Origin of the sequence: Halarchaeum acidiphilum MH1-52-1 (assembly GCF_000474235.1) — an archaeon.
GTDB lineage: Archaea > Halobacteriota > Halobacteria > Halobacteriales > Halobacteriaceae > Halarchaeum > Halarchaeum acidiphilum.
Genome location: NZ_BATA01000044.1, coordinates 1 through 21,208, shown reverse-complemented (window position 1 = coordinate 21,208; position 21,208 = coordinate 1). Strand labels below are relative to the sequence as shown.

Below are 21,208 nucleotides of genomic sequence, written 5' to 3'. Positions count from 1 at the left end.
CGTCGGGACCGGTGAGTCGTACTGGGGCGGCGGCGACGCCGAGATCATCGAGCGGATGGCGCCGTTCCTCGTCGGCGAGAACCCCCTCGACATCGATCGGCTCTACGAGCACCTCGTCCAGAAGATGAGCGGTGAAGGCTCCATCTCCGGAAAGGTCATCTCCGCCATCTCCGGTATCGAGATCGCGCTCCACGACGTCGCGGGCAAGCTCCTCGACGTCCCTGCGTACCAGCTCGTCGGCGGGAAGTACAGAGACGAGGTCCGGGTCTACTGCGACCTCCACACGGAGGACGAGGCCAACCCGCAGGCCTGCGCCGCCGAGGCCGAGCGCGTCGTCGACGAACTCGGCTACGACGCCATCAAGTTCGACCTCGACGTGCCCTCCGGCCACGAGAAGGACCGCGCGAACCGCCACCTCCGCAACCCCGAGATCGACCACAAGGTCGAGATCGTCGAGGCGACCACCGAGGCCGTCGGCGACAAGGCGGACGTCGCCTTCGACTGCCACTGGTCGTTCACCGCGGGCAGCGCGAAGCGCCTCGCGCGCGAGCTCGAGGAGTACGACGTCTGGTGGCTCGAAGATCCCGTCCCGCCGGAGAACCACGACGTCCAGCAGAAGGTGACGGATTCGACGTCGACGCCGATCGCGGTCGGCGAGAACGTCTACCGGAAGTTCGGCCAGCGCACCCTCCTCGAACCGCAGGCCGTGGACATCGTCGCGCCCGACCTCCCCCGCGTCGGCGGGATGCGCGAGACCCGCAAGATCGCGGACATCGCCGACATGTACTACATCCCGGTCGCGATGCACAACGTCTCCTCGCCGATCGGCACGATGGCCTCCGCGCAGGTCGCCGCCGCCATTCCGAACTCGCTCGCGCTGGAGTACCACTCCTACGAGCTCGGCTGGTGGGAGGACCTCGTCGAGGAGGACGACCTGATCGAAGAGGGTCGCATGGAGATCCCCGAGGAACCCGGTCTCGGTCTCACGCTCGATCTCGACGTCGTCGCGGATCACATGGTCGAGGGCGAGACGCTGTTCGACGAAGCCTGAACGGGTTCGTCGAGCAAACGGAGCTTTGCTCGTCCAGTTCGACGAGGAGTGAAACGACTCGTCGAGCAAGCAGGACGTAGTCATGCCCAGTTCGACGAAGCGTAAGCGTCGTCGAGCCAGCGAGTCGCAGTGCGTGGCTCTCGCTGCACGCGGTACGCGAATCCCGAGCGATCTTGTCGGAGCCGACCGACCGAGGCGTCCGATCCGTTGCGGGTGGTCCCAACGCGTGGCATCCGCGGGGGATCGGTGTGCACTCGAATGCGGGCGTCGGACGACGGTCCCAGATGAGTGAACGCGACCGCGTGGGATGGATCCGTCCGACATCCCGGACTCGTGGACGCTTCTCCCCGGAAATCGGCTATCACGCACCTGAGTTCCGATCGATTCGGTTCGGTATCGCTGAATGACTGTTCCACGTTCGGGCGATCCGTCGCGTGCCTGTCGTCCGCGGCGACTGATGAACGGGGAGGAAACGCGCCGAACCGTTCGATTACGTGAATAGTTTTGTAACGCTACCGTGTTTCGGTCGACTGAACGAATCCGGCATGCGGGCGTTCAGCCCGTTCGATGATCTCGCGCTGGGCGTGCTGTCGCCGGCCGCGTCGGCGGTGTCGTCTCGCCGGCGGTGTCGCGTCGGAATAGGAAAGCTATTATAACGCGACCCGGAGAGGTTCACGTATCCGCACGACAATGTCCCGGATAACCGACTACGAGCTCTTCGAAGTACCGCCGCGCTGGCTGTTCCTCCGGATCGAGACGTCGGACGGCGTCGTGGGTTGGGGGGAGCCGGTCGTCGAGGGGCGATCGAAGACGGTCGCGACGGCCGTCGAGGAGCTGATGGACAACTACCTGCTCGGGGAGCCGGTGAACCCCATCGAGGACCACTGGCAGACGATGTACCGCGGGGGGTTCTACCGCGGCGGCCCGGTCCTGATGAGCGCGATCGCGGGGATCGATCAGGCGCTCTGGGACGCCAAGGGCAAACAGTTGGGGGCGCCCGTGTACGAACTGCTCGGCGGTGCGGCCCGCGACCGGATCGAGGTCTATCAGTGGATCGGGGGGGATCGGCCCTCCGAGGTGGCGGAAGAGGCGCGGCAGAAGATCGACGAGGGGTTCTCGGCGCTGAAGATGAACGCGACGGAGGAGGTCGAGCGGGTGGACGATCCGGCGACCGTGGCGGACGCCGTGGACCGCCTCCGACAGGTCCGCGAGGCCGTCGGCGACGAGGTCGACATCGGCGTCGACTTCCACGGTCGCGTGACGAAGCCGATGGCGAAGCGTCTCGCGAAGGCGCTCGAACCCTACGAGCCGATGTTCATCGAGGAGCCGGTGCTCCCCGAACAGAACGACGCCCTCCCCGACATCGCCGCGCACACGACCATCCCGATCGCGACGGGCGAACGGATGTTCTCGCGCTGGGACTTCAAGGAGGTCTTCGAGAACGGCGCCGTCGACGTCATTCAGCCCGACCTCTCGCACGCCGGCGGCATCACCGAGGTGAAGAAGATCGCGGCGATGGCCGAGGCGTACGACGTCGCGCTCGCGCCCCACTGTCCGCTCGGTCCCGTCGCGCTCGCGTCCTGCATTCAGGTGGACGCCTGCTCCCCGAACGCGGTCATCCAAGAGCAGAGCCTCAACATCCACTACAACGAGACGAGCGACGTCCTCGACTACCTCGCTGACCCGTCCGTCTTCGACTACGAGGACGGGTACGTCTCCGTGCCGGATGGACCCGGTCTCGGCATCGAGATCAACGAGGAGCACGTCCGCGAGCAGGCCGAGAAGTCCGTCGACTGGCACAACCCCGTCTGGCGGCACGAGGACGGTAGCGTCGCCGAGTGGTAACTACTCCCACGACTGAAGCCGTGGGCTTTATCCTCGAACCTCTGTAATACGACCCCGTGCCCACCACTCACACGGGCAATCTGACTGATGGTGTCGGATCTGTCGTCCGGTCACGCCGCGTTCGCCCCGCGTTGGCCGCGACGCCCGAGACGTCGCTCGCGGCTCTCGTGCGGGGGCAGCGATGAGCGAAACGGGCATCGACGGCGACGCTCCGACGCGCGTCGCCGACACTCGCTGCGTGACCGGCGAGGGACCGGTATGGCACCCCGACGAGGGGGCCCTCTACTGGTGCGATATCCCGAACGGCCGCCTCTACCGGTACGATCCGGCGATCGAGGCCCACGAGCGGGTGCTCGACGGGTCGGACGCGCTCGGTGGCCACACGCTCCAGACCGATGGATCGTTCCTCCTGTTCCGCGGGGGCGGGCGCGTCGAGCGTTTCGATCCCGAACGCGGCGAGCGCGAGACGGTCGCGACGATCGAGGACGCCGCGGACACCCGGTTCAACGACGTCGTCGCGGATCCGGAGGGGCGGGTCTACGCGGGGACGATGCCGACCGACGGACGCCTCGGCCGGCTCTATCGGCTCGATCCCGACGGATCGATCGCGCGCGTCGACGACCGCGGCTACGACATCCCGAACGGGATGGGGTTCACGCCCGAACGCGACGCGATGTACGTCACGGAGTCCGACGCGACGACGGTCCACCGCTTCGAGTACGACCGGGCGACCGGCGCGCTCACGGGTCGGCGACCGTTCCTCGATTTGGGCGACGAGACCGGCGTCCCCGATGGCATGACCGTCGACGCCGACGGCGACGTGTGGTCGGCGCGGTGGAACGGCGGCGCCCTCGTCCGATACGATGCGGCGGGAGCGGAGCGCGAGCGCGTCTCGTTCCCCGCTCGGAAGGTGTCGAGCGTGACCGTCGGCGGTCCCGACTATCGGGATCTGTACGTGACGACCGCTGGCGGTGACGAGCGGAGCGTCGAGGGCGACGGTGCCGGGGCGCTATTCCGGCTCCGCGCGCCCGATGGGGTTCGCGGTCGTCCCCCGTTCCGGTCGGCGTTCCGCATCGAGTGACGCGGACCGCGACGCCGTTGACCCGTGCCGACGCGGCGATAGCGCTCGCCTCGAAAACGGGTCAACGGCGTCGCGCGTGAGTCTACCGTTTCTTCCTGAGACGCTCCTCGCGGAGTTCGCCTTTGGCGTGCCACGTGCGCGGCCGACAGGCGACGATGAGCATCCCGGCGAAGAAGACCGCGACGAGCGCGACGACGAGCGGTCCCGGGATCAACCCGATACTGGCCGTCCGTATCCACGACTCCGGGGAGAAGGCGGTGATGCGGACGATCCACGCGACGAGGAGGACCCCGAAGAGCGGGAGGTAGATCCTGCGCAGTCGGTGCGCGATGGCTTCCTCTGCGGTGATCTTGATCGCGGGCGCGCGGTAGTCGTCGGCGAGCTTCTCGCGCCACTCCGGGTCGGCGACGGACTCGGAGGGATCGAGCCCGACCGACCAGACGTTCTCCTGCAGGGTGCGAACGCGCGAGCGCCAGATATCGTAGCCGCGATAGCGCCGCGCCTCGATGACGAGGAAGACGCTGAGCGTGGCGACGCCGATGAGGATGATGTAATGGGGGTTCGTCGGACTGGAGAACGCCCACGTGAGGATGGCGGCCATGACGATGACCGCCCAGTTCGTGGTCTTATCGAGGCGTTCGCGCCAGTATTTCATCCGATGGATCTCGCCCCGGTAGAGGTGCGCCAGCGCACCGCTCGGACCCATCTCCTCGTCCAGCAGGCCCGCGCCGACGTCTCGGAGTTCGGGATCGCTCGGATCGACTCCGCCCTCGGGATCGTCCCTCATCGTGCTCGCTCGCCCCGATCGACGCACCGTCCGTCTCCTGATCGTGTCGATCGCTCGGTCATGGATTCGTGCCACAGTACACGACTCCGATCAGCCCCATAGAGGTTTGGTCCGGCACGAACTCGCGGTGTTCGGTCTCGTCTCGCCAGCGGCGGAACGGCCAGACCGGAAGTCGGGCCGGATTCTCCGAGTACGACGACTTCGGTTCCGTTTCCACTTCGCGATGGACTCGGCGTCGACGGCGCGTCGCTTCGGGGAGTCGCGACGGGGTCCGGACCGCTCGAGTGGGATGTCACTCCGCCTCCGTTTCGCGCGCGTCGGGATCGGTCCTCTCGATGAGGGGGTGTTGAACGTAGTCGTCGATTTCGACGTCGTCGAGCGAGCGGAGACCGTCGAGGCGGGCCATCTTCCGCAGCCCCAGCTCCGCGACCTCCTCGCGGGGTACCGTGAGCACGTAGGCGTGCATCCGATCGATGCCGGCCCGCTCGGCGGCGAGCGCGCGGTGGTGGCCGTCGACGAGGAGGGTCTCGTACCCGTACGAGACGACGATGAGCGGCTCCGCCAGCCCGTTTTCGAGTTCGTACTTCCGGCCCTCCAGTTCGTCGGCGTAGACGGAGCGCTGGGTCGGCATCAACTCGGAGATGGCGACGTCCCGCTCGGAGACCTCGATGTCGATGTCGTGGGTTCGTTCGAGGAGTTCGCGCGTGCTCTGCACCTTCGAGGGCGTCGTCCGCTCGATCTGGCTCCTGACCGCGTCGCCGTTCGAGAACATCCCGAGGAGGCGGTCGTCCTCGTCGACCACCGGGAGGAACTGGTGGCCGGTGCGGAAGATGACGCGCGCGGCGTTCTTCACGGACATCCCCGGTCGAACGACGATCAGTTCGCGCGTCATCACCTCGTTCACGTGCACGTCGCCGTACACTTCGAGGAGGTCGATGGCGCCGACGAAGCCGAGGAGGTGGTCGTCCTCGTCGACCACCGGGACGCCGTTGTACTGCGATCCCTCCTTCAATCGATCGACGACGTCCGTCACCCACGCGTCCGTCGCGACGGTCTCGACGTCGGTCCGCATGTAGTCCTCGACGCTGATCTCGTCGAACTCCATCGGCGTGATCGTCGCGTCGCGGTCGTGATCCGTCGTCACCATTCGTCCCCCGATACGGGCGCATCGGCCTAACCCCTGTCGCTCACACCGGCGATGTCGAGGGAGACGCCATGACCCCGAGGCGGTCGACCGACCGCTCTCGACGACGCTCCGCGCGGCGGCCCTCGCGTCGAGAACTAATTTGACAGATACCAGTGTAGATCCGAGATCAGTAGCGAATCAAATATTGATAAGATCGGGGTAGAGTACGCGAAATCAGAGAGATAGGGCACTATTAGCCGCCAATAGCGTTGATTACCACTCGGTCCCCGAATCGACTCTCTCCATTTCGCCGCTCAGTTAACCGTCTCTCTCGATGAGACGTGACGCCGTTCGAGCGGGTGACTCCCCGATCGGTGGCGATCCGCTCTCGGCGAGCGACGTGACCCGGTGCCCCGTCAATCGCGGTCGTGACGGCGACGGCGGGCCGCGCGGTGCGGCCATCGTCCGACTACTCGACGCGGGTCTGCGTCTGCTCGCGCATGAACTGCTGGAGGTACCAGTAGCCGCCGGCGAACTTCCCGGTCGTCCCGGAGTACTTCCACCCGCCGAACGGCTGCGCCTGCACCAGCGCGCCCGTCGTCGCGCTCTGCGAGCGGTTCGCGTAGCACATCCCGGACTCGATCTCGTCGAACCAGCGATCGATCTCCGCGTCGTCCTCGGAGAAGAGTCCCGCGCAGAGCCCGTATTCGGAGTCGTTCGACTTCCGGATGCCCTCGTCGAGGTCGGCGATCGGGTGGACCGTGACGAAGGGGAGGAAGTGCTCGTCGCGCGCGAGGTCGTGCTCGTGGGGGACGTCGGTGACGACGGTCGGCTCGACGAACCGGCCGTCTTCGAGGTCGCCCTCGGTGCGGACCGCACCGCCCGTGCGGACGGTGCCGTCGGCGGCGGCGCGCTCCGTGATCGACTCGTAGCGTTCGAGCGCGGCGTCGCTGATGACCGGGGAGACGAACGTCTCGCGCTCGGTCGCGGGACCGACGACGAGCGCTTCGGTCTCGTCCACGAGCGCCTCGGTGAACTCGTCGTAGACGCCCTCGTGGACGTACACGCGGGATGTCGCCGAACACTTCTGTCCGCTGAAGGAGAACGCGCCCTTCATCACGCCCTCGACGGCGGCGTCGACGTCCGCGGCGTCGCTGACGATGACGGGGTTCTTCCCGCCGAGTTCGGCGATCACGGGCCCGTGCTTGCCCTGCTCGGAGAACGTCTCGCGGATGGAGAGCCCGACCTCGCGCGACCCGGTGAAGACGACGCCAGCCACGTCCTCGTGCTCGACGAGGGGCTGGCCGGCGTTCGGGCCGTCGCCCGTGACGAAGTTCAGGACTCCGTCCGGGAGACCGGCGTCCTGCATGATCGCCATGCACGTCTCCGCGATCAGCGGCGTGGACTCCGCGGGCTTCGCGACGACGGTGTTCCCGGTGAGCAACGCCCCGGCGGTCATCCCGACGAAGATGGCCATCGGGAAGTTGAACGGCGCGATGACGCCGAAGACGCCGTACGGCCGCAGGAGGTTGCGCGTGTGCTGTCCGGGGGTCGGCTCGCCGGTGTCGAAGTCGTAGCCGTTCGAGCGCTCGCACTCCCGGCTGTAGAACTCGAGGAAGTCGATGGCCTCGTCGACGTCAGCCATCGCTTCAGTCCGGTTCTTGCCGTTCTCCAGCGAGATGGTCGCGGCGAGCTCGAACTTGCGATCGCGCATCGTCGCGGCGGCGTCCCGGAAGATCGCGACGCGGTCGGCGACGTCGAAGCCCTCCCACTCGTCGGCGACGGCGCTCGCCGCGCGCACGGCGTCGTCGATGTCGTCCGCGTCACCCGCGGCGAACTCGCCGACGGTCAGGGTCTGATCGCCCGGCGACGTCACCTCGAAGTGCGCGTCCGTCGCGACGCGCTCGCCGTCGATCAGGAGGTCGTGCGTCTCACCGAGTTCCGCGCGGACGGTCTCGACGGCGTCCTCGTAGGCCTCGTGGAACGCCTCGACGTCGTCGGTCTCCTCGTAGTATCGGTACGTCAGTTCGTTTTCGAACGCTTTCGCTTTCACAGTGTTGTAGGGTCCGCGGGCGCTATTATAGATTTGGGTCCGAATGCGACATCACGTGAGGACGGCGCGCGCGGCGAAGAGGAGGTTCTCCTTGCGCTCCATGACGCGCCGGTAGAAGTACTGCGCCCACTTCGACCCGTAGGGGGCGTACTGGACGACGCGGACACCGTCGTCGGCGAGATCGAACTGCGCGTCGTCGCGGACGCCCATGAGCATCTGCACCTCGTAGGGCGTGTCGTGCTCGTCGTGGAGGCGCCGCGCGAGCGAGATCATCTTCGGGTCGTGGCTCCCGACGGCGACGCGATCGAACTCGCGAAAGAGGTATTCGAGGTGTTCCTCGTAGGCCTCGTCCACCCGCGATTTGTCGGAGTACGCGATCGACGCGGGCTCGTCGTACGCGCCCTTGACGAGGCGCACGATCGCGTCGGTCGCGGCGAGCCGTTCGAGGTCGTCGCCGGTCCGCTTGAGGTTGGCTTGGATCGCGACGCCGAGTTCAGCGCCGTCGCGAGCGGCGTTCTCGACGACGGCGTCGAGCGTCGCGTCCGTCGTCGCGTGGTCCTCCATGTCCACCCAGACGAAAACCCCGTGTTCGGTGGCGTGATCGACGATATCCGCGAGGTTCTCCGCGAAGACGTCCGCACCGATGTCGAGTCCGATCTGGCTCGGCTTGACGCTGATCGACGCGTCGAGGTCGCGCTCGTCGATCTCGGCGGCGAGATACCGGTACTCCATGGTGTCCCCGAACGCGGGCGTGCGCTCGTGGTAGTGCTCCCCGAGGAGGTTGAGGATGGCGCTGACGCCACGTGCGTTGAGCGCGGCGGCGTGATCGAGCGCTCCCTCGGGCGACTCAGCGGCGACGAAGTCGTTCGCGATAGGCGGGATCACGGTTCCCACTCGACGCCCCGACGACAAAAGTGATCCCATTCGTCTCAGGGCGTGTACACCCGCGAAACCGGCGATATCCCACGCCACGTTCACGATAGTAGAACCGTGCCGTCTCGCCCCGCGTACCGCCGCTCACGCCGGACGACGCGGGCCGGGACTCCGATCGGCGACGCGACGCGGCTCGGGGCACGTCCGCGACGCCAATATTGTTCGGATAGTGTGAACTGATCCGGTCACGGCCGCGAGGATTCGACACTCGCTCCCTGTGTGTGGAACGTCAGCGGGACACGCCCAGAAATTACACCGATATCGTCGTAATCGACCGAACGGCCAGTACGTCCCGGTGCGCCATAATAGTTCTCATATCATGAACGACGTGTACCGAACCGGTCCGGTTCGGTCCGATCCGGTCCAATCTGATCCGGTCCAGTCCGATCCGTACGGCTCGCGTCCGTCCATGTGGTGCGGCGGTGGCCGAGTGGTGCGGCGGTGGCCGGGCGTCGATCGGCGCGCCCGACAGCGAGATGGCATCGGCGCGCCCCATCGGACGCTGGCCGATCCCCGTCGGCGCCATCGTGACGTCGCGAATGCGACACGACCACCATGCGAACGCTTTTGCGCGCCGGTCGTGTGATGGTATCGTATGGCGGGAAACGATCGGACGTTCACGACGACCGAGACGTCGTTCGCGGTCGTCCACGCGATCGAAGAGGCGAGCGGTGCGACGTTCGCGGAACTCAGATCGCGCCTCGACCTCCCGAAGAGCACGCTCTACTACCACCTGAACACGCTGACGAAGCTCGGCTACGTGGTGAAGGAGGACGGGACGTACCAGCTCGGTCTCCGCTTTCTCTCGCTCGCGGAGCAGGCCAAGCGCAAGGAGCCCGCGTTCGACGTCGTGCGCTCGAAGGCCCGCGACCTCGCCGACCGGATGCCGGAGGAGATCGACTTCTCGACGGAGGAGAACGGGCGGCTCGTCGTCGTCTACCACAACATCGGCGGCTCCGCGATGACCGACTTCGAGATCGGGCAGTACCTGTACCTGCACGCGACGGCGAACGGGAAGGTGTTGCTCGCGGAGAAGCCCGAGGAGCGCGTCGACGAGATCATCGATCGCTGGGGTCTCCCGGCGCTCACGGCGAACACGATCACGGATCGAACGGTGCTGAAAGAGGAGTTGGACCGCATCCGCGAGCGAGGGTACGCGATCAACGACGAGGAGCAGCGCGAGGGACTCCGGAGCGTGGGCGCGAAGATCACGAAGCCCGACGGGAGCGTCCTCGGGTCGCTCGCCGTCGACGGCGCGACCTACCGGCTGACCGACGAGCAGATCGAGGAGCACACCGTTCGAGAGCTGTTCGACACGATCGACCAGATCGAGACCGAACTCGAACAGGGGTAGCGCCGCCGCGTCGCCGCGGGCGACTGACCGTGGGAAACGCGCCGCCGGATCAGTACATTCTTGTATTGCTCTATTTAACGTCACGATATGGTACAAGCGGGTATGAATACGATCATCGGCTTGGTCGGCTATCTCGTCCTCGTGGTGGCGGTCGGTCACTGGGGGACGAAACTGGTCTCATCGGAGGAGGACTTCTTCCTCGGCGGTGACCAGCTGCCGGGCTGGGCGCTCGCGCTCTCCGAGCGGAGTTCCGGGATGTCCGGCTGGCTCCTCCTCGGCGTCCCGGGTCTGGCGTGGTCGGTCGGTCTCTCCGCCATCTGGGTGCTCGTCGGGACCACTGGCGGTGCCATCTTCCAGTGGATCGTCTACGCGCGTCCGTTCATGGAGGGGCGCAAGGAGACGGGCGCGATTACGCCGATCGGGTTGCTCGCGGAGAAACTTCCCAGCGACTCGCCGATCGTCCGCGCGCTCCCCGCGCTCGTCACCTTCGTGTTCTACATGGGCTACGTCGGCTCGCAGTTCCTCGCCGGCGGCGACATCTTCAAGAAGGCGTTCGGGATCGACCCCGTCATCGGCGTGCTCCTCATCGGCGGCATCGTCACGGCGTACTCGCTCGCCGGCGGGTTCCCCTCCGTCGTCTGGACCGATGTGATGCAGGCGCTCTTGATGGTGTTCACCCTCGTCGTCCTCCCCGGCTACCTCCTGATCGGCGTGTTCCTCGATCCCACGACGTCGCTCGTCGGCGGGCTCGCGGCCTCGGGTGGCCATCGGGCGACGCCGTTCGGCGGTCGGACGGGGATCGTCGCGCTCGTCTTCCTCGGCGCCAGCCTGAGTTGGTTCTTCGAGTATCTCGGCGGCTTCCCCCACCTCGACGCCCGGTTCATGGCCGTCCGAAACGACGGCGATCGCCGCTCCGCCGTCATCGTCGCCTCCGTCTGGGGCGTCCTCACGTCCACCGGCGCGGTGCTCCTCGGTCTCCTCGCCCGCGTCATCAACGGCGCCCCGCAGGCCGTGCAAGCGGATCGCGAGATGGTTCTGCCGTTCATGATCCTCCAACACCTCCCGGGACTGCTCGGGGGCGTGCTCCTCGCCGGCGCGCTCGCCGCGATGATGTCCACGGCGTCCTCACAGATCGTCGTCGCCAGCTCCACGATCGCGCAGGACGTCTACCGCGAGATCCTGATGAAAGGGGAGGACCTCAGCGAGAAGGCGCATCTCCGCGTCTCTCGCGCCGCCACGCTCGCGGTCGGCGTGATCGGACTCGTGATCGCCCTCGTGACGTCGAACCTCGTGTACACGCTCGTCAGCTACGCGGGCACCGGACTCTTCTCCGCGTTCGGTCCGGCGTTCACGCTCCTCTTCTTCTGGCGGCGCGACCTCTCCGTGGCCGGTCTCGTGGCGGCGTTCGTCGCCGGACCCGCGGCGACCGTCCTCTGGATCACGCTCGGGATGAACTCGCTCGTCACCGTCCGCCTCATCGCGCCGCCGATCGGGTTCGCCGCCGCGATCGGCGCCACGCTCCTGTGGCCGAGCGGCGAGTCGTCCGAGCGGGCCACGTCAGCACACACCGCGAGCCAAGACTGATGGCCGTCCCGCGGCCGACCGCGAACGGCTCGGGGGACACGCCTGAGCCGGAACGTCACAGATATCCATCTTGTATCCGTATCTGATATATGTGCGACCGAGCGCGAGCCACGCGATCGAATGTGATCGCTGTGTGATCGGGATTCCGCGCCTCGGACATCGATCGCGCCGTCGCACGAGACGAACTGAACGCGATGCCGCCTTCGGGAATTGACGAGACAGAGAGGGGCGTCCGTACTCTCTCACTCGAGCGAGACGAACCGCGATCTCGTGGAGCGCTGAGCCGCCGCGATAGAAGAAACGTATTTTATATGAACTCGAAACAGAAATCCTGTTGAAATTCTCCTTCTTATGTCGTCCCCACCGTCTCCCCACCGGCCTTCCCTCCGGGCGGCGCTGCCCCATCCTATCCGCCCGCCGCCGACGCCGCCCCTTGGGGGGCCGTGGGGTTCGCGAGGCGGATCCCCCACAGATCACGAAAAACGCGGGCCGGCTTTCGAACGACTCCGTACGGTCGTGGTCTCTCCTCACTTTGGCCGGCACCCGCTATCTCGCCCGACCGGGGGAATGTCCCCAGCTAATAATCTATTCTCTATATATTCCCCATAGTTATTTGTATCCGGGGCGGGAAGCGGGAGGTGTGAATCAGCGCGATGACGAGGACGAACGCGATGGGTCGGTGCGAACGGACGGCTCGGCGGTCGAGGTGGGCGAGCGCGCATGACCGACGCGGACGACGCGTCCGTCGGCGTGGAACTCACCCCCGAAGTGCCGACGGAGACGATCGCGTCACTCGCCGAGCGCGCGGAGCGCGTCGGCTTCGAGCGCGTGTTCGTCTCGTCACACTACAACAACCGCGACCCCTTCGTCGCGCTCTCGCGGGCGGCCGGGGCGACCGAATCCGTGCGGCTCGGACCGGGCGTCGTCAACCCCTACGAGACGCACCCGGTCGCGCTGGCCTCGCGGATGGCGACGCTCGACGAGCGCAGCGGCGGCCGCGCGCTCTTCGGTCTCGGCGCCGGAGACGCCTCGACGCTCGCCAATCTCGGCGTCGAACGGGATCAGCCGCTCGAACGCGTGCTCGAGACAATACGGGTCTCGCGGGCGCTCTGGGAGGGCGAGCGCGTCGATCACGACGGCACCTTCCGCGCGGTCGACGCGGGACTCAACTACGATGCCGGTCGGATCCCGGTGTCCGTCGGCGCGCAGGGACCCGACATGATCCGAATGGCCGCCGCGCACGCCGACGGCGTCCTGCTGAACGCCGCCCACCCGACGGACCTCGCGTGGTCCGCCGACCGCGTCGCGGAGGGGGTGGCCGAACGGTCATCGGATCTTCCACCACTCGATGCCGTCGCGTTCGCCAGCGTCAGCGTCGCCGAAGACGCCGCGGACGCGCGCGAGGCCGCCCGTCCACCCGTGGCGTTCGTCGCCGCCGGCGCGCCCCGCCCGGTGCTTGAGCGACACGGACTGGATCCGGACCGGGCCGCGACGATCGGCGACGCCATCAGCGCCGGGGCGTTCTCCGAGGCGTTCGCGGCGGTCTCGCCCGCGATGATCGATGCGTTCTGCATCGCCGGCGACCCCGCCACCGTCGAAGAGCGGATCCGCGCGGCGCTCGACTACGTCGACGGTTTCGTCGCGGCCGCCCCGCTCGGCCCGGACAACGCGGCCGCGATCGACCTCCTCGGCGACGTCCTCGATCGGGTGAGTCGGCGGTGAGGCGGACGATCGCCGGGAACGCCGAGCTTGCGCTCCTGCTCGAACTCGCCGGGACGCCGACGCCCGGAAACGTCGATCGCGCCCGCGACCACCCGGACCTCCGATTCGACCAGTTCCTCGCGGGCGCCGTCGGCGCCCGACCGGGACTCGACGCCGCCGCCGCGGGAGCGCCCGTCGGCATCGCCCTCAAGACGGCCGTCGCCGGCATGGCCGAGCGAGCACGCGACAACACGCAGTTCGGCGCGCTCCTCCTCCTGCTCCCGCTCGTCCGCGCGGCCGCCGCGACGCCCGCCGGCGAAGTGTCGTGCGCCGCGGCCGCGGACGTCGTCGCCGCGACTACGGTCGACGACGCCGCCGCGTTCTACCGCGCGCTCGAACACGTCGAGGTGTGCGTCGCCGACCCACCGGACGGGATGGACGACCTCGACGTCCGCCGTGGCGCCGAGGCGATCCCGACCCTCCGCGAGCGCGGCCTGACGCTCGCCGACGTCGTGAGCGCGAGCGCGCCCGATGACGGCGTCGCCGTCGAGTGGACGTCCGGGTTCGAGCGGACGTTCGACGCCGCCGACGCGCTCCGAAGCGGCGCCGGCCCGCTCACCGACCGCGTTCCCCGGGCGTTCCTCGATCTGCTCGCGGACGAACCCGACGGTCTCGTCGCCGCGCGCCACGGTGAGTCCGTCGCCGAGCGCGTCAGCGACCGCGCGGCCGCGCTCCGCGACGCCGACCGGGAGACCGTCGCCGCGTGGGCCGACGACCTCGTCGCGGCGGGGATCAATCCGGGGACGACCGCCGATATCGTCGCCGCGGCGCTGTTCGTGGCGCTCTCGCGGGGGAGCCGCGCATGACCGACTCGGACTGGCCGGTCGCCCTCCGCGGAGTGACGGAGAGCGTCGTCACGACCGAGGGTCCGAACGGCGAGTGGAACGCGGCGGCGCTCGGACTCCGCGACGGGGAGCCGGCCACAGCGGAGACGTGGGGTCGCACCCGGACGCGGCGGAACTTCGAGCGGACCGGACGCGGCTACGTGCAGTTCACGCGCGATCCGCGCCTGTTCGTCGAGGCCGCGCTCGCCGTGCACGAGACGGACGATCCCGTGCTCCCGGCGGCCGACGCGTGGGTCCGCGTCGAGGTCGAACGCCTCGACGCCGGCGCGCGCGAGGGGACCGCGTGGGCGTCGTGGGCGCTGCGTCCCGTGGAGACCGACGTCCGTCGCGAACGCGTCCCGACGACGAACCGCGGGTTCGCCGCCGTGGTCGAGGCGACGGTCGCCGCCTCCCGACTCGGCGTCGACGCCTACGACGACGACGAACTCCGCGCGCGCCTCGACTACTTCACCGAGATCGCCCGGACCTGCGGCGGGACGGCCGAGCGGGCGGCGATCGAGCGCGTGTGCGATCTCGTCGGGGGTGCGTGACCGTGGCGGACACCGGGACCGTGACCGTCTCGACGGGCGCGCGACTCCACTTCGGTTTCGCGAACCTCTCGCCCGCACACGAGCGCCTCTACGGGAGCGTCGGCGTCGCGCTCGAAGACCCGCGCGTGACTGTGAGCGCGTCGCGCGCGTCGTCGATCTCGTGCCCCGACGAACTCGACTCCCACGTCCGCCGCGCCGTCGCTCGCCTCGACGTCCCGGGCGCGCACGTGGCCGCCGTCGAAACGCTGCCCCGACACGTCGGACTCGGGAGCGGGACGGCGACGGCGCTCGCGGTCTTCGCGGCCGTCGCCCGCGCGTACGGCAGGGATCCCGGCGTCCGCGCGCACGCCCCGCATCTCGGACGCGGACGGCGAAGCGGCGTCGGCGTCGCGGCGTTCGAGGGCGGGGGGTTCGTCCTCGACGCCGGCCGCCCGACCGCGGCGTGCGATCCCGGACGTTCCGAACCCGAGTCGTGGACGGTGCCGCCCGTGATCGCCCGGCGCGCGATTCCCGACGACTGGCGGTTCGTGCTGGTCGTCCCGGCGGCGGATCCGGGGCGGAGCGGCGACGCGGAGGCGGCGAGCATGCGCGCGACGATCGCGGACGCGATCCGACCGTCGCGACGCGCATCGCCGACCTCGTCACCCGGCGGGTGCTGCCCGCGATCGAATCGGGCGACGTCGCGGCCTTCGGCGCCGCGATCGCGGCGATCGGGCGGCTGAACGGGACGTGGTACGCCGACGAGCAGGGCGGCGTCTACCGGCCGCCCGTCGAGACGATCGTCCGGACGCTCGCGGACGACGCAGTAGTCGCCGGCGCCGGACAGTCCTCGTGGGGACCCGCGCCTACGGCGTGACGACGGCGGCCGACGCGGACGCGGCGCTCGACGCGGGCGATCGCGCGCTCGAACGCGCGGGTCTCGACGGGACGGTCCGGATCGTCGGTGCCCGAAACCGCGGTGCCGCGCGTCGCGATCCCGACCCGTCGGCGATCGATCGGCGGGGTGGACTCCGGTGAGCGAGGCGGGTCGGCGATCAGATCGGTGCCGTCGCCGTGCACGCGTCGCGCGCACGGGCGGATCGCGCACCGACTACCGCGAGCCGAGGGAATATACGACAGGGACGGCTACGCGGAGGCGATGGGAGACACCGACCCCGCGCGGTCGCTCCGCGAGGAGGTCGCGGCGCACCGCGATCCGGACCACGACGTGGACCCGCTGTTCGTCAACCGCTGGTCGCCCCGCGCGATGAGCGGGGAGCCGCTCGACGAAGCCGACTACCGGCCGCTGTTCGAGGCCGCGCGCTGGGCGCCGTCGTCGCGAAACAGCCAGCCGTGGCGCTTCGCGTACGCCGCGCGCGGCGACGACGAGTGGGAGACGTTCGTCGAACTGCTGAACGACTTCAACGGGACGTGGGCGGTCGACGCCGCCGTGCTCGTCGTCGTCTTCTCCGAGACGACGGACGAGGAGGGGCGTTCGCTGTCGGCGCACACCTTCGACACGGGCGCGGCGTGGCAGAACCTCGCGCTCGAGGGCGCGCGACGCGGACTCGTCGTCCATCCCATGGGCGGCTTCGATCACGACGCCGCCGCCGCGGAACTCGACGCGCCCGACGACTACGCCGTCGAGGCGATGGTCGCCATCGGCGAGCGCGCACCGGCCGAGTCGCTCCCCGAGGACCTCCGCGACGGCGAGGTGCCGAGCGGCCGCACGCCCCTCGACGAGTTCGTCACCCGCGGCGGCTTCTAGACGCGTCGGATCCGACGGCAGCGTCGAGAGCGCTCAGCCCTCGAACGCGACGGCGTGTTCGAGCGCGAGATCGAAGCCGATCGCGTCCGCGGGCGTGCGATCGACGTCGCCCGCCGTGAGACACTCGAAGCCGGATTCCGTGACGAGCCACGTGTCCTCCGTTTTGGTCCCCCGAACCGTCGGGTTCCACGCGTACCCCGTCGGCAGCGCGACCGACGCGTCGCTCCCCGGGGTCGCGATCCACTCGCGGCCCGCGAACCCCGCCGCGCCGCCCTGATGGTGTTCGCGCCACTCGCCCTCGAAGCCGGTCGCCGCGTACGCCTCTCGCAGGTGCTCGAAGACGTCGCCCGCCGTGCCGTCCGCGCGGCCGACCGCGCGCGTCGCGGCGAGCGTCGTCGACGCCACGCGACTCGCGGCCGCCTGCCGCTCGTCGAACCAGTCGGGGGCGTCGAAGCGGACGGTACGCGTCAGGCTCGCCGCGAGACCGCCCCGATGGCCGGTCACGGAGAGCAGCGCGTAGCCGCCGAGTTCGACGTCCTGTGGGGTGTAGTGCCTGTACTCCGGCGCGCGCGTCTCGCCGCCGACGAGGACGACGGGCGCGCGGATGTCACGCCGTGCGAGCGCCTCGCGGAGCGCCGCCGCCGCCTCCCGCTCGGTCGTCCCCGGTTCGACGTCGCGACAGACGGTCTCGACGGCCTCGGCGGCGTCCGCACCGATATCGCGGTACGCGTCGACGTCCGCGTCGGTGAGCGGCTGGCGGAGCGCGCTCGCGTCCACGCGCTCGAATCCGGGGATGTCGAAGTCGGCCGCGGCGGGCGTCGGGCTTCGCTCCGCCACCGCCTCCGCGAGATCCGCGTCGTGCCACGGGTAGGACTCGACGCGGGCGTCGTCCGGAAGCTCCTCGTTCGCGAGGCGGCCCGCTTCGATGTCGTTCGTGATCACGCGGAGGTCGTCGCCGCCGTAGCCGGCGGCCGCGACGCCGACGTCGCCGGACGCGTCGACGACGTTGTCGCCGCCCGTCAGCCACGCGAAACTGTTCGGGCGGGCGAACCAGACGGCGTCGAGTCCGGTTTCGTCGAGGTAGGCGTCGAGGCGTTCGCGTCGTCGCATATCCGCCGTAGCGTCCCGCTGATCCGAAAGAGTTTGGCTTCCCGATTCGGGTACGCGTCCAGCCCTCAGCGCGCCTCCGCGCTCGTCGATCGCGCGATGAAGTAGACGGCGAGCGCGCCGAGCGCGATGTCGAGCGCGCCGAGCACGGCGACCGCGGGGACGAGCGTGTTCCACATCCCGCCGAAGGCGGTGACGTCGATGAGCGTCATCACGTCGCGGCCGAACATTAGCGCGCGCGCGGCGTCCACGCCGTAGGTGACGGGGTTGAACGCGGCGACCACCTGCACCCACCCCGGGAGCGAGTCGAGCGGGAGGAACGCGCTCGACAGGAACAACAGGGGGAACTGGACGATGTTCACCCCGATCATCGTGGACTCCTGATCGCGGGTGACGAGCGCCACGATGTTCGACAGCGCCGTGAACCAGATGGCGAACAGGACGCCGACGCAGACGATGCCGATCGCGCCGAGCACGCCGGTCGCGACGTAGTCGCCGAGCGAACCGCCCGCGTCGAGGTAGAACATCGGGAAGCCGACGACGAGGATGATGCAGACCTGCAGGACGATGCGCAACACCTCCGAGAGCGACTTGCCGAGGAAGATCGCGCCCCGGTGCATCGGCGAGACGAGCGCCTTCTCGAACATCCCGCTCTCGATGTCGTTGACCAGCCCGACGCCCGAGGAGGTCGCGCCGATGAGCGCGACTTGGATCGCGATCGCCGGCACGAGGTAGGTGACGTAGCTCGCGCTCCCGCCGACGCTGTCGCTGATGGCGCCGCCGGCGACGCCGCCGAACACCTGCGTGAACAGCACGAGGAACATCACCGGATTGATCAGCGAGAACGTCATCACGAACGGGTTCCGGACCGTCTTCAACATCCAGCGCTTGAGGTTGACCCACGTATCAGTGAGAAAGCCGTTCCCGGCCGCCTTCCGCCCCGGTTCGGTGCTCATCGCGCTTCCCCCGTCGCGGCCGCGACGTCCGCCTCATCGGCTCGGTCGTCCCCGCCCTCGTACTCCTCGCCGGTCACCGTGAGGAACACGTCGTCGAGCGTCGGGCTCCGGACGTTGAAGCCGACGATCGTCAATCCGGCCTCGCGGAGCGCGACGAGCAGATCCGTCCCGTGACGGCGCGCCTCCGTGGAGGTGACGAAGAGACCGGCCTCGGTGCGCTCGACGGCGTCGGGATCGTCGACGAGCGCGGAGTCGATCGCCACCTCGCGGGCGCGTTCGAGGTCGTCGTCGCTCGGCTCGTCGAACTCGACTTCGAGGACGTCGCCGCCGACCAGCGATTTCAGCTCGGCGGGCGAGCCGGAGACCTCGATTTCGCCGTCCGTGATGACGCTGATCCGCTCGCAGAGGTGATCGGCCTCTTCGAGGTACTGGGTCGTGAGGAAGACCGTCGTCCCCCGCTCGTTGATGCGCTCGAAGTAGTCCCAGAGGCGATTGCGCGCCTTCGGGTCGAGACCCGTCGTCGGCTCGTCGAGGAAGACGACCGGCGGCTCGTGGACGAGCGCGGTCGCGACGTCGAGGCGCTTTTGCATCCCGCCGGAGAACCCCTTCGCCCGCTTGTCCGCGACACCGGCCAGATCGACGAGATCGAGGAGCTGGTCGATCCGGTCGGCGCGCTCGTCTCTCGGGACGCCGTACGCCTCGCAGGCGTAGCGGATGTTCTCGCGCGCGGTGAGTTCCTCGTCGATGCTCGTCTCCTGAGCCATGTAGCCGATGGACTTCCGGACGGCCCGCGGCTCGTCGGCGACGTCGTGGCCGTTGACGCGCACGGATCCCGACGTCGGGCGTAACAGCGTCACCAGCATCTTGATCGTCGTCGTCTTCCCGGCGCCGTTGGAGCCGAGGAAGCCGAAGAACTCGCCTTCGTCGATGGACAGCGAGACGTCCGTGACGGCGCGCGTCCCGTCCGCGTACGTCAGTTCGAGGTGGTCCGCATCGATAGCGCTCACAGTGCACATCCCGTCTCTCGGCGACGTAAGTACTGCGACCGCGCGCCGCGTCCAGTCGGCGAGAAACCCGCAGCGAGGTCCGTTTGCCGAAACGATATGTCCGCACGCGTGGTTGGAGTACGCGAGATGGACGTACTCCTCCTCGGAGCGAGCGGACGTATCGGCCACCGAATCGCGGACGAACTCCTCGCGCGCGGCCACCGCGTGACCGGCGTCTCGCGAAGCGGCGAAATCGCCGACGGCAACGACTCGGACTTCGTCGCCGTCGCGGGCGACGCGACCGACGCGGGCGACGTGGCGAAGCTCGCGACGGGTCACGACGCCATCGCGTCCGCGCTCGGCCCGGGCGACGACGCGGACCCCGACGTCCTCACGACGATGGTGCGCGCCGTCACCGAGGGCGCCCGACGCGCCGGCGTCGCGCGCCTCGTCTGGACCGGCGGCGCGGGCGGACTCGAAGTCGAATCCGGCACTCGCCTCATCGAGACCGAGGATTTCCCCGAGGAGTGGAAGCCGGTCGCGAGCGCCGCCATCGACGCGCTCGACGTCCTCCGCGAGGCCGACGACCTCGACTGGACGTACCTCGCGCCCGCCGCCCTCATCGAACCCGGCGAGCGCACCGGCGAGTACCGCACCGCCGAGGGCGAACTCGTCACCGACGAGGGGGGCGAGAGCTACATCACGATGGAGGACTTCGCGGTCGCGCTCGCGGACGAACTCGAGGACCCGCAGGGGATCCACACGTACCTCGCGACCGGGTACTGAACGGACCAGAAGAACGGAGCGGGTCGGACTGCGCTGAGCGACCTGCGGCCGCGGCAGTCGATGGGTCATCGAGCGCTCCGCGCTCGGCCTTTTCAGAAGGGGTAGTCGCGGGCGTCGTGCTGGAGGCTGATCCACTTGGTCTGCGTGATCTCGTCGAGGAAGGCGTCGGAGTTGTAGGTCCCCATCCCGGAGGCGCCGATGCCGCTGAAGGGGACGTGTGCCTCGTCGTTGATCGGCTGATCGTTGATGTGGACGTTCCCGGTCTCCATGCGGTCCGCGATGTCCTTCGCGACGCCGAGGTCGCCGGCGTGGACGGCGCCGGAGAGACCGAACTCGGTGTCGTTCGCGAGTTCGACGGCCTCGTCGACGTCGCTGAAGGGGATGACGGGCGCGATCGGACCGAAGTGCTCGTTCGCGGCCGCCGGCATGTCGTTGGTGACGTCGGAGAGGACGGTCGGCTTGACGACGAGCGAGTCGTCGCTGCCGTCGATTTCGGCGGTTTCGCCGCCCGTTTCGAGCGTCGCGCCGGCCTCGATCGTCTCCTCGACGTAGCCGAGCATCTCGTCGCGCTGGCTCTCGTTGACGATCGGCCCGACGATCGTGTCAGCGTCGTGTGCGCTCCCGACGGGGAGGTCCGCGGCGCGCTCGGCGAGGCGCTCGACGTACTCGTCGTAGA

The 21,208-nt window shown here is 68.9% G+C and carries 18 protein-coding genes and 1 pseudogene; 11 read left to right on the top strand and 8 right to left on the bottom strand.

Going from position 1 to position 21,208, the window contains the following annotated elements:
- The 3 genes from AOZ13_RS08860 to AOZ13_RS08850 all read left to right on the top strand — a co-directional run.
- The coding region (locus AOZ13_RS08860) for a mandelate racemase/muconate lactonizing enzyme family protein (protein ID WP_049934041.1) at window positions 1-1,051 on the top strand (1,051 nt) is incomplete at its 5' end.
- 690 nt (window positions 1,052-1,741) lie between these two features.
- Window positions 1,742-2,896: a galactonate dehydratase gene (gene dgoD / locus AOZ13_RS08855; RefSeq protein ID WP_020221679.1), complete on the top strand. Its 1,155-nt coding sequence runs from the start codon at window positions 1,742-1,744 to the stop codon at window positions 2,894-2,896.
- Window positions 2,897-3,077: 181 nt separating this feature from the next.
- A complete protein-coding gene (locus AOZ13_RS08850) occupies window positions 3,078-3,977 on the top strand; it encodes an SMP-30/gluconolactonase/LRE family protein (RefSeq protein WP_020221678.1) in 900 nt (299 codons plus the stop codon).
- Between the two features lie 82 nt (window positions 3,978-4,059).
- On the opposite strand, the gene AOZ13_RS08845 is transcribed toward AOZ13_RS08850, so the two are convergent.
- The 4 genes from AOZ13_RS08845 to AOZ13_RS08830 all read right to left on the bottom strand — a co-directional run bounded on the left by AOZ13_RS08845 (window position 4,060) and on the right by AOZ13_RS08830 (window position 8,828).
- Window positions 4,060-4,764 (bottom strand): DUF2270 domain-containing protein, encoded by a 705-nt coding sequence (locus AOZ13_RS08845; RefSeq protein WP_049934040.1) that lies wholly within the window; start codon window positions 4,762-4,764, stop codon window positions 4,060-4,062.
- 292 nt (window positions 4,765-5,056) lie between these two features.
- A complete protein-coding gene (locus AOZ13_RS08840) occupies window positions 5,057-5,869 on the bottom strand; it encodes a CBS domain-containing protein (RefSeq protein WP_044957549.1) in 813 nt (270 codons plus the stop codon).
- Between the two features lie 490 nt (window positions 5,870-6,359).
- Window positions 6,360-7,943 (bottom strand): aldehyde dehydrogenase family protein, encoded by a 1,584-nt coding sequence (locus tag AOZ13_RS08835; RefSeq protein ID WP_020221674.1) that lies wholly within the window; start codon window positions 7,941-7,943, stop codon window positions 6,360-6,362.
- A gap of 51 nt (window positions 7,944-7,994) precedes the next feature.
- Window positions 7,995-8,828, bottom strand: coding sequence for a proline dehydrogenase family protein (locus tag AOZ13_RS08830; RefSeq protein WP_049934039.1), 834 nt, complete (start codon window positions 8,826-8,828; stop codon window positions 7,995-7,997).
- 643 nt (window positions 8,829-9,471) lie between these two features.
- Here AOZ13_RS08830 and AOZ13_RS08825 point away from each other — a divergent pair.
- The 7 genes and pseudogenes from AOZ13_RS08825 (at window position 9,472) to AOZ13_RS08795 (ending at window position 16,697) form a co-directional block, all read left to right on the top strand.
- Window positions 9,472-10,230, top strand: a complete 759-nt coding sequence (locus AOZ13_RS08825) for an IclR family transcriptional regulator (protein ID WP_020222284.1) — start codon at window positions 9,472-9,474, stop codon at window positions 10,228-10,230.
- An 87-nt stretch (window positions 10,231-10,317) separates the two neighbouring features.
- The gene (locus AOZ13_RS08820) at window positions 10,318-11,814 is read left to right on the top strand and encodes a sodium/proline symporter (RefSeq protein ID WP_044958058.1); all 1,497 of its coding nucleotides are present in this window, start codon (window positions 10,318-10,320) and stop codon (window positions 11,812-11,814) included.
- Window positions 11,815-12,534: 720 nt separating this feature from the next.
- Complete coding sequence (locus tag AOZ13_RS08815) at window positions 12,535-13,536, top strand: 5,10-methylenetetrahydromethanopterin reductase (RefSeq protein WP_021780374.1); 1,002 nt, start codon at window positions 12,535-12,537, stop codon at window positions 13,534-13,536.
- A complete protein-coding gene (locus AOZ13_RS08810) occupies window positions 13,533-14,381 on the top strand; it encodes a triphosphoribosyl-dephospho-CoA synthase (RefSeq protein WP_021780373.1) in 849 nt (282 codons plus the stop codon). The genes AOZ13_RS08815 and AOZ13_RS08810 overlap by 4 nt, the downstream gene beginning before the upstream one ends.
- The gene (locus AOZ13_RS08805) at window positions 14,378-14,950 is read left to right on the top strand and encodes a DUF447 domain-containing protein (RefSeq protein WP_021780372.1); all 573 of its coding nucleotides are present in this window, start codon (window positions 14,378-14,380) and stop codon (window positions 14,948-14,950) included. Before AOZ13_RS08810 ends, AOZ13_RS08805 begins: the two co-directional genes overlap by 4 nt.
- 20 nt (window positions 14,951-14,970) lie before the next feature.
- A pseudogene (locus AOZ13_RS08800) lies at window positions 14,971-15,967 on the top strand (beta-ribofuranosylaminobenzene 5'-phosphate synthase family protein).
- Window positions 15,968-16,088: 121 nt separating this feature from the next.
- Window positions 16,089-16,697: a nitroreductase family protein gene (locus AOZ13_RS08795; protein WP_020222866.1), complete on the top strand. Its 609-nt coding sequence runs from the start codon at window positions 16,089-16,091 to the stop codon at window positions 16,695-16,697.
- 33 nt (window positions 16,698-16,730) lie between these two features.
- Here the strand turns inward: AOZ13_RS08795 and AOZ13_RS08790 are convergent, their stop codons facing one another.
- The 3 genes from AOZ13_RS08790 to AOZ13_RS08780 all read right to left on the bottom strand — a co-directional run bounded on the left by AOZ13_RS08790 (window position 16,731) and on the right by AOZ13_RS08780 (window position 19,767).
- The gene (locus tag AOZ13_RS08790) at window positions 16,731-17,807 is read right to left on the bottom strand and encodes a M24 family metallopeptidase (protein ID WP_021780369.1); all 1,077 of its coding nucleotides are present in this window, start codon (window positions 17,805-17,807) and stop codon (window positions 16,731-16,733) included.
- A 65-nt stretch (window positions 17,808-17,872) separates the two neighbouring features.
- Window positions 17,873-18,760 (bottom strand): ABC transporter permease, encoded by an 888-nt coding sequence (locus tag AOZ13_RS08785; protein WP_020222504.1) that lies wholly within the window; start codon window positions 18,758-18,760, stop codon window positions 17,873-17,875.
- Window positions 18,757-19,767: an ABC transporter ATP-binding protein gene (locus AOZ13_RS08780; protein WP_020222503.1), complete on the bottom strand. Its 1,011-nt coding sequence runs from the start codon at window positions 19,765-19,767 to the stop codon at window positions 18,757-18,759. The genes AOZ13_RS08785 and AOZ13_RS08780 overlap by 4 nt, the downstream gene beginning before the upstream one ends.
- A gap of 126 nt (window positions 19,768-19,893) precedes the next feature.
- Here AOZ13_RS08780 and AOZ13_RS08775 point away from each other — a divergent pair, with 126 nt between their 5' ends.
- Window positions 19,894-20,532, top strand: a complete 639-nt coding sequence (locus tag AOZ13_RS08775) for an NAD(P)-dependent oxidoreductase (protein WP_049934038.1) — start codon at window positions 19,894-19,896, stop codon at window positions 20,530-20,532.
- 92 nt (window positions 20,533-20,624) lie between these two features.
- Here the strand turns inward: AOZ13_RS08775 and AOZ13_RS08770 are convergent.
- Window positions 20,625-21,208 (bottom strand): aldehyde dehydrogenase family protein (locus tag AOZ13_RS08770; protein WP_148294578.1); only part of this gene is annotated, 584 nt, incomplete at its 5' end.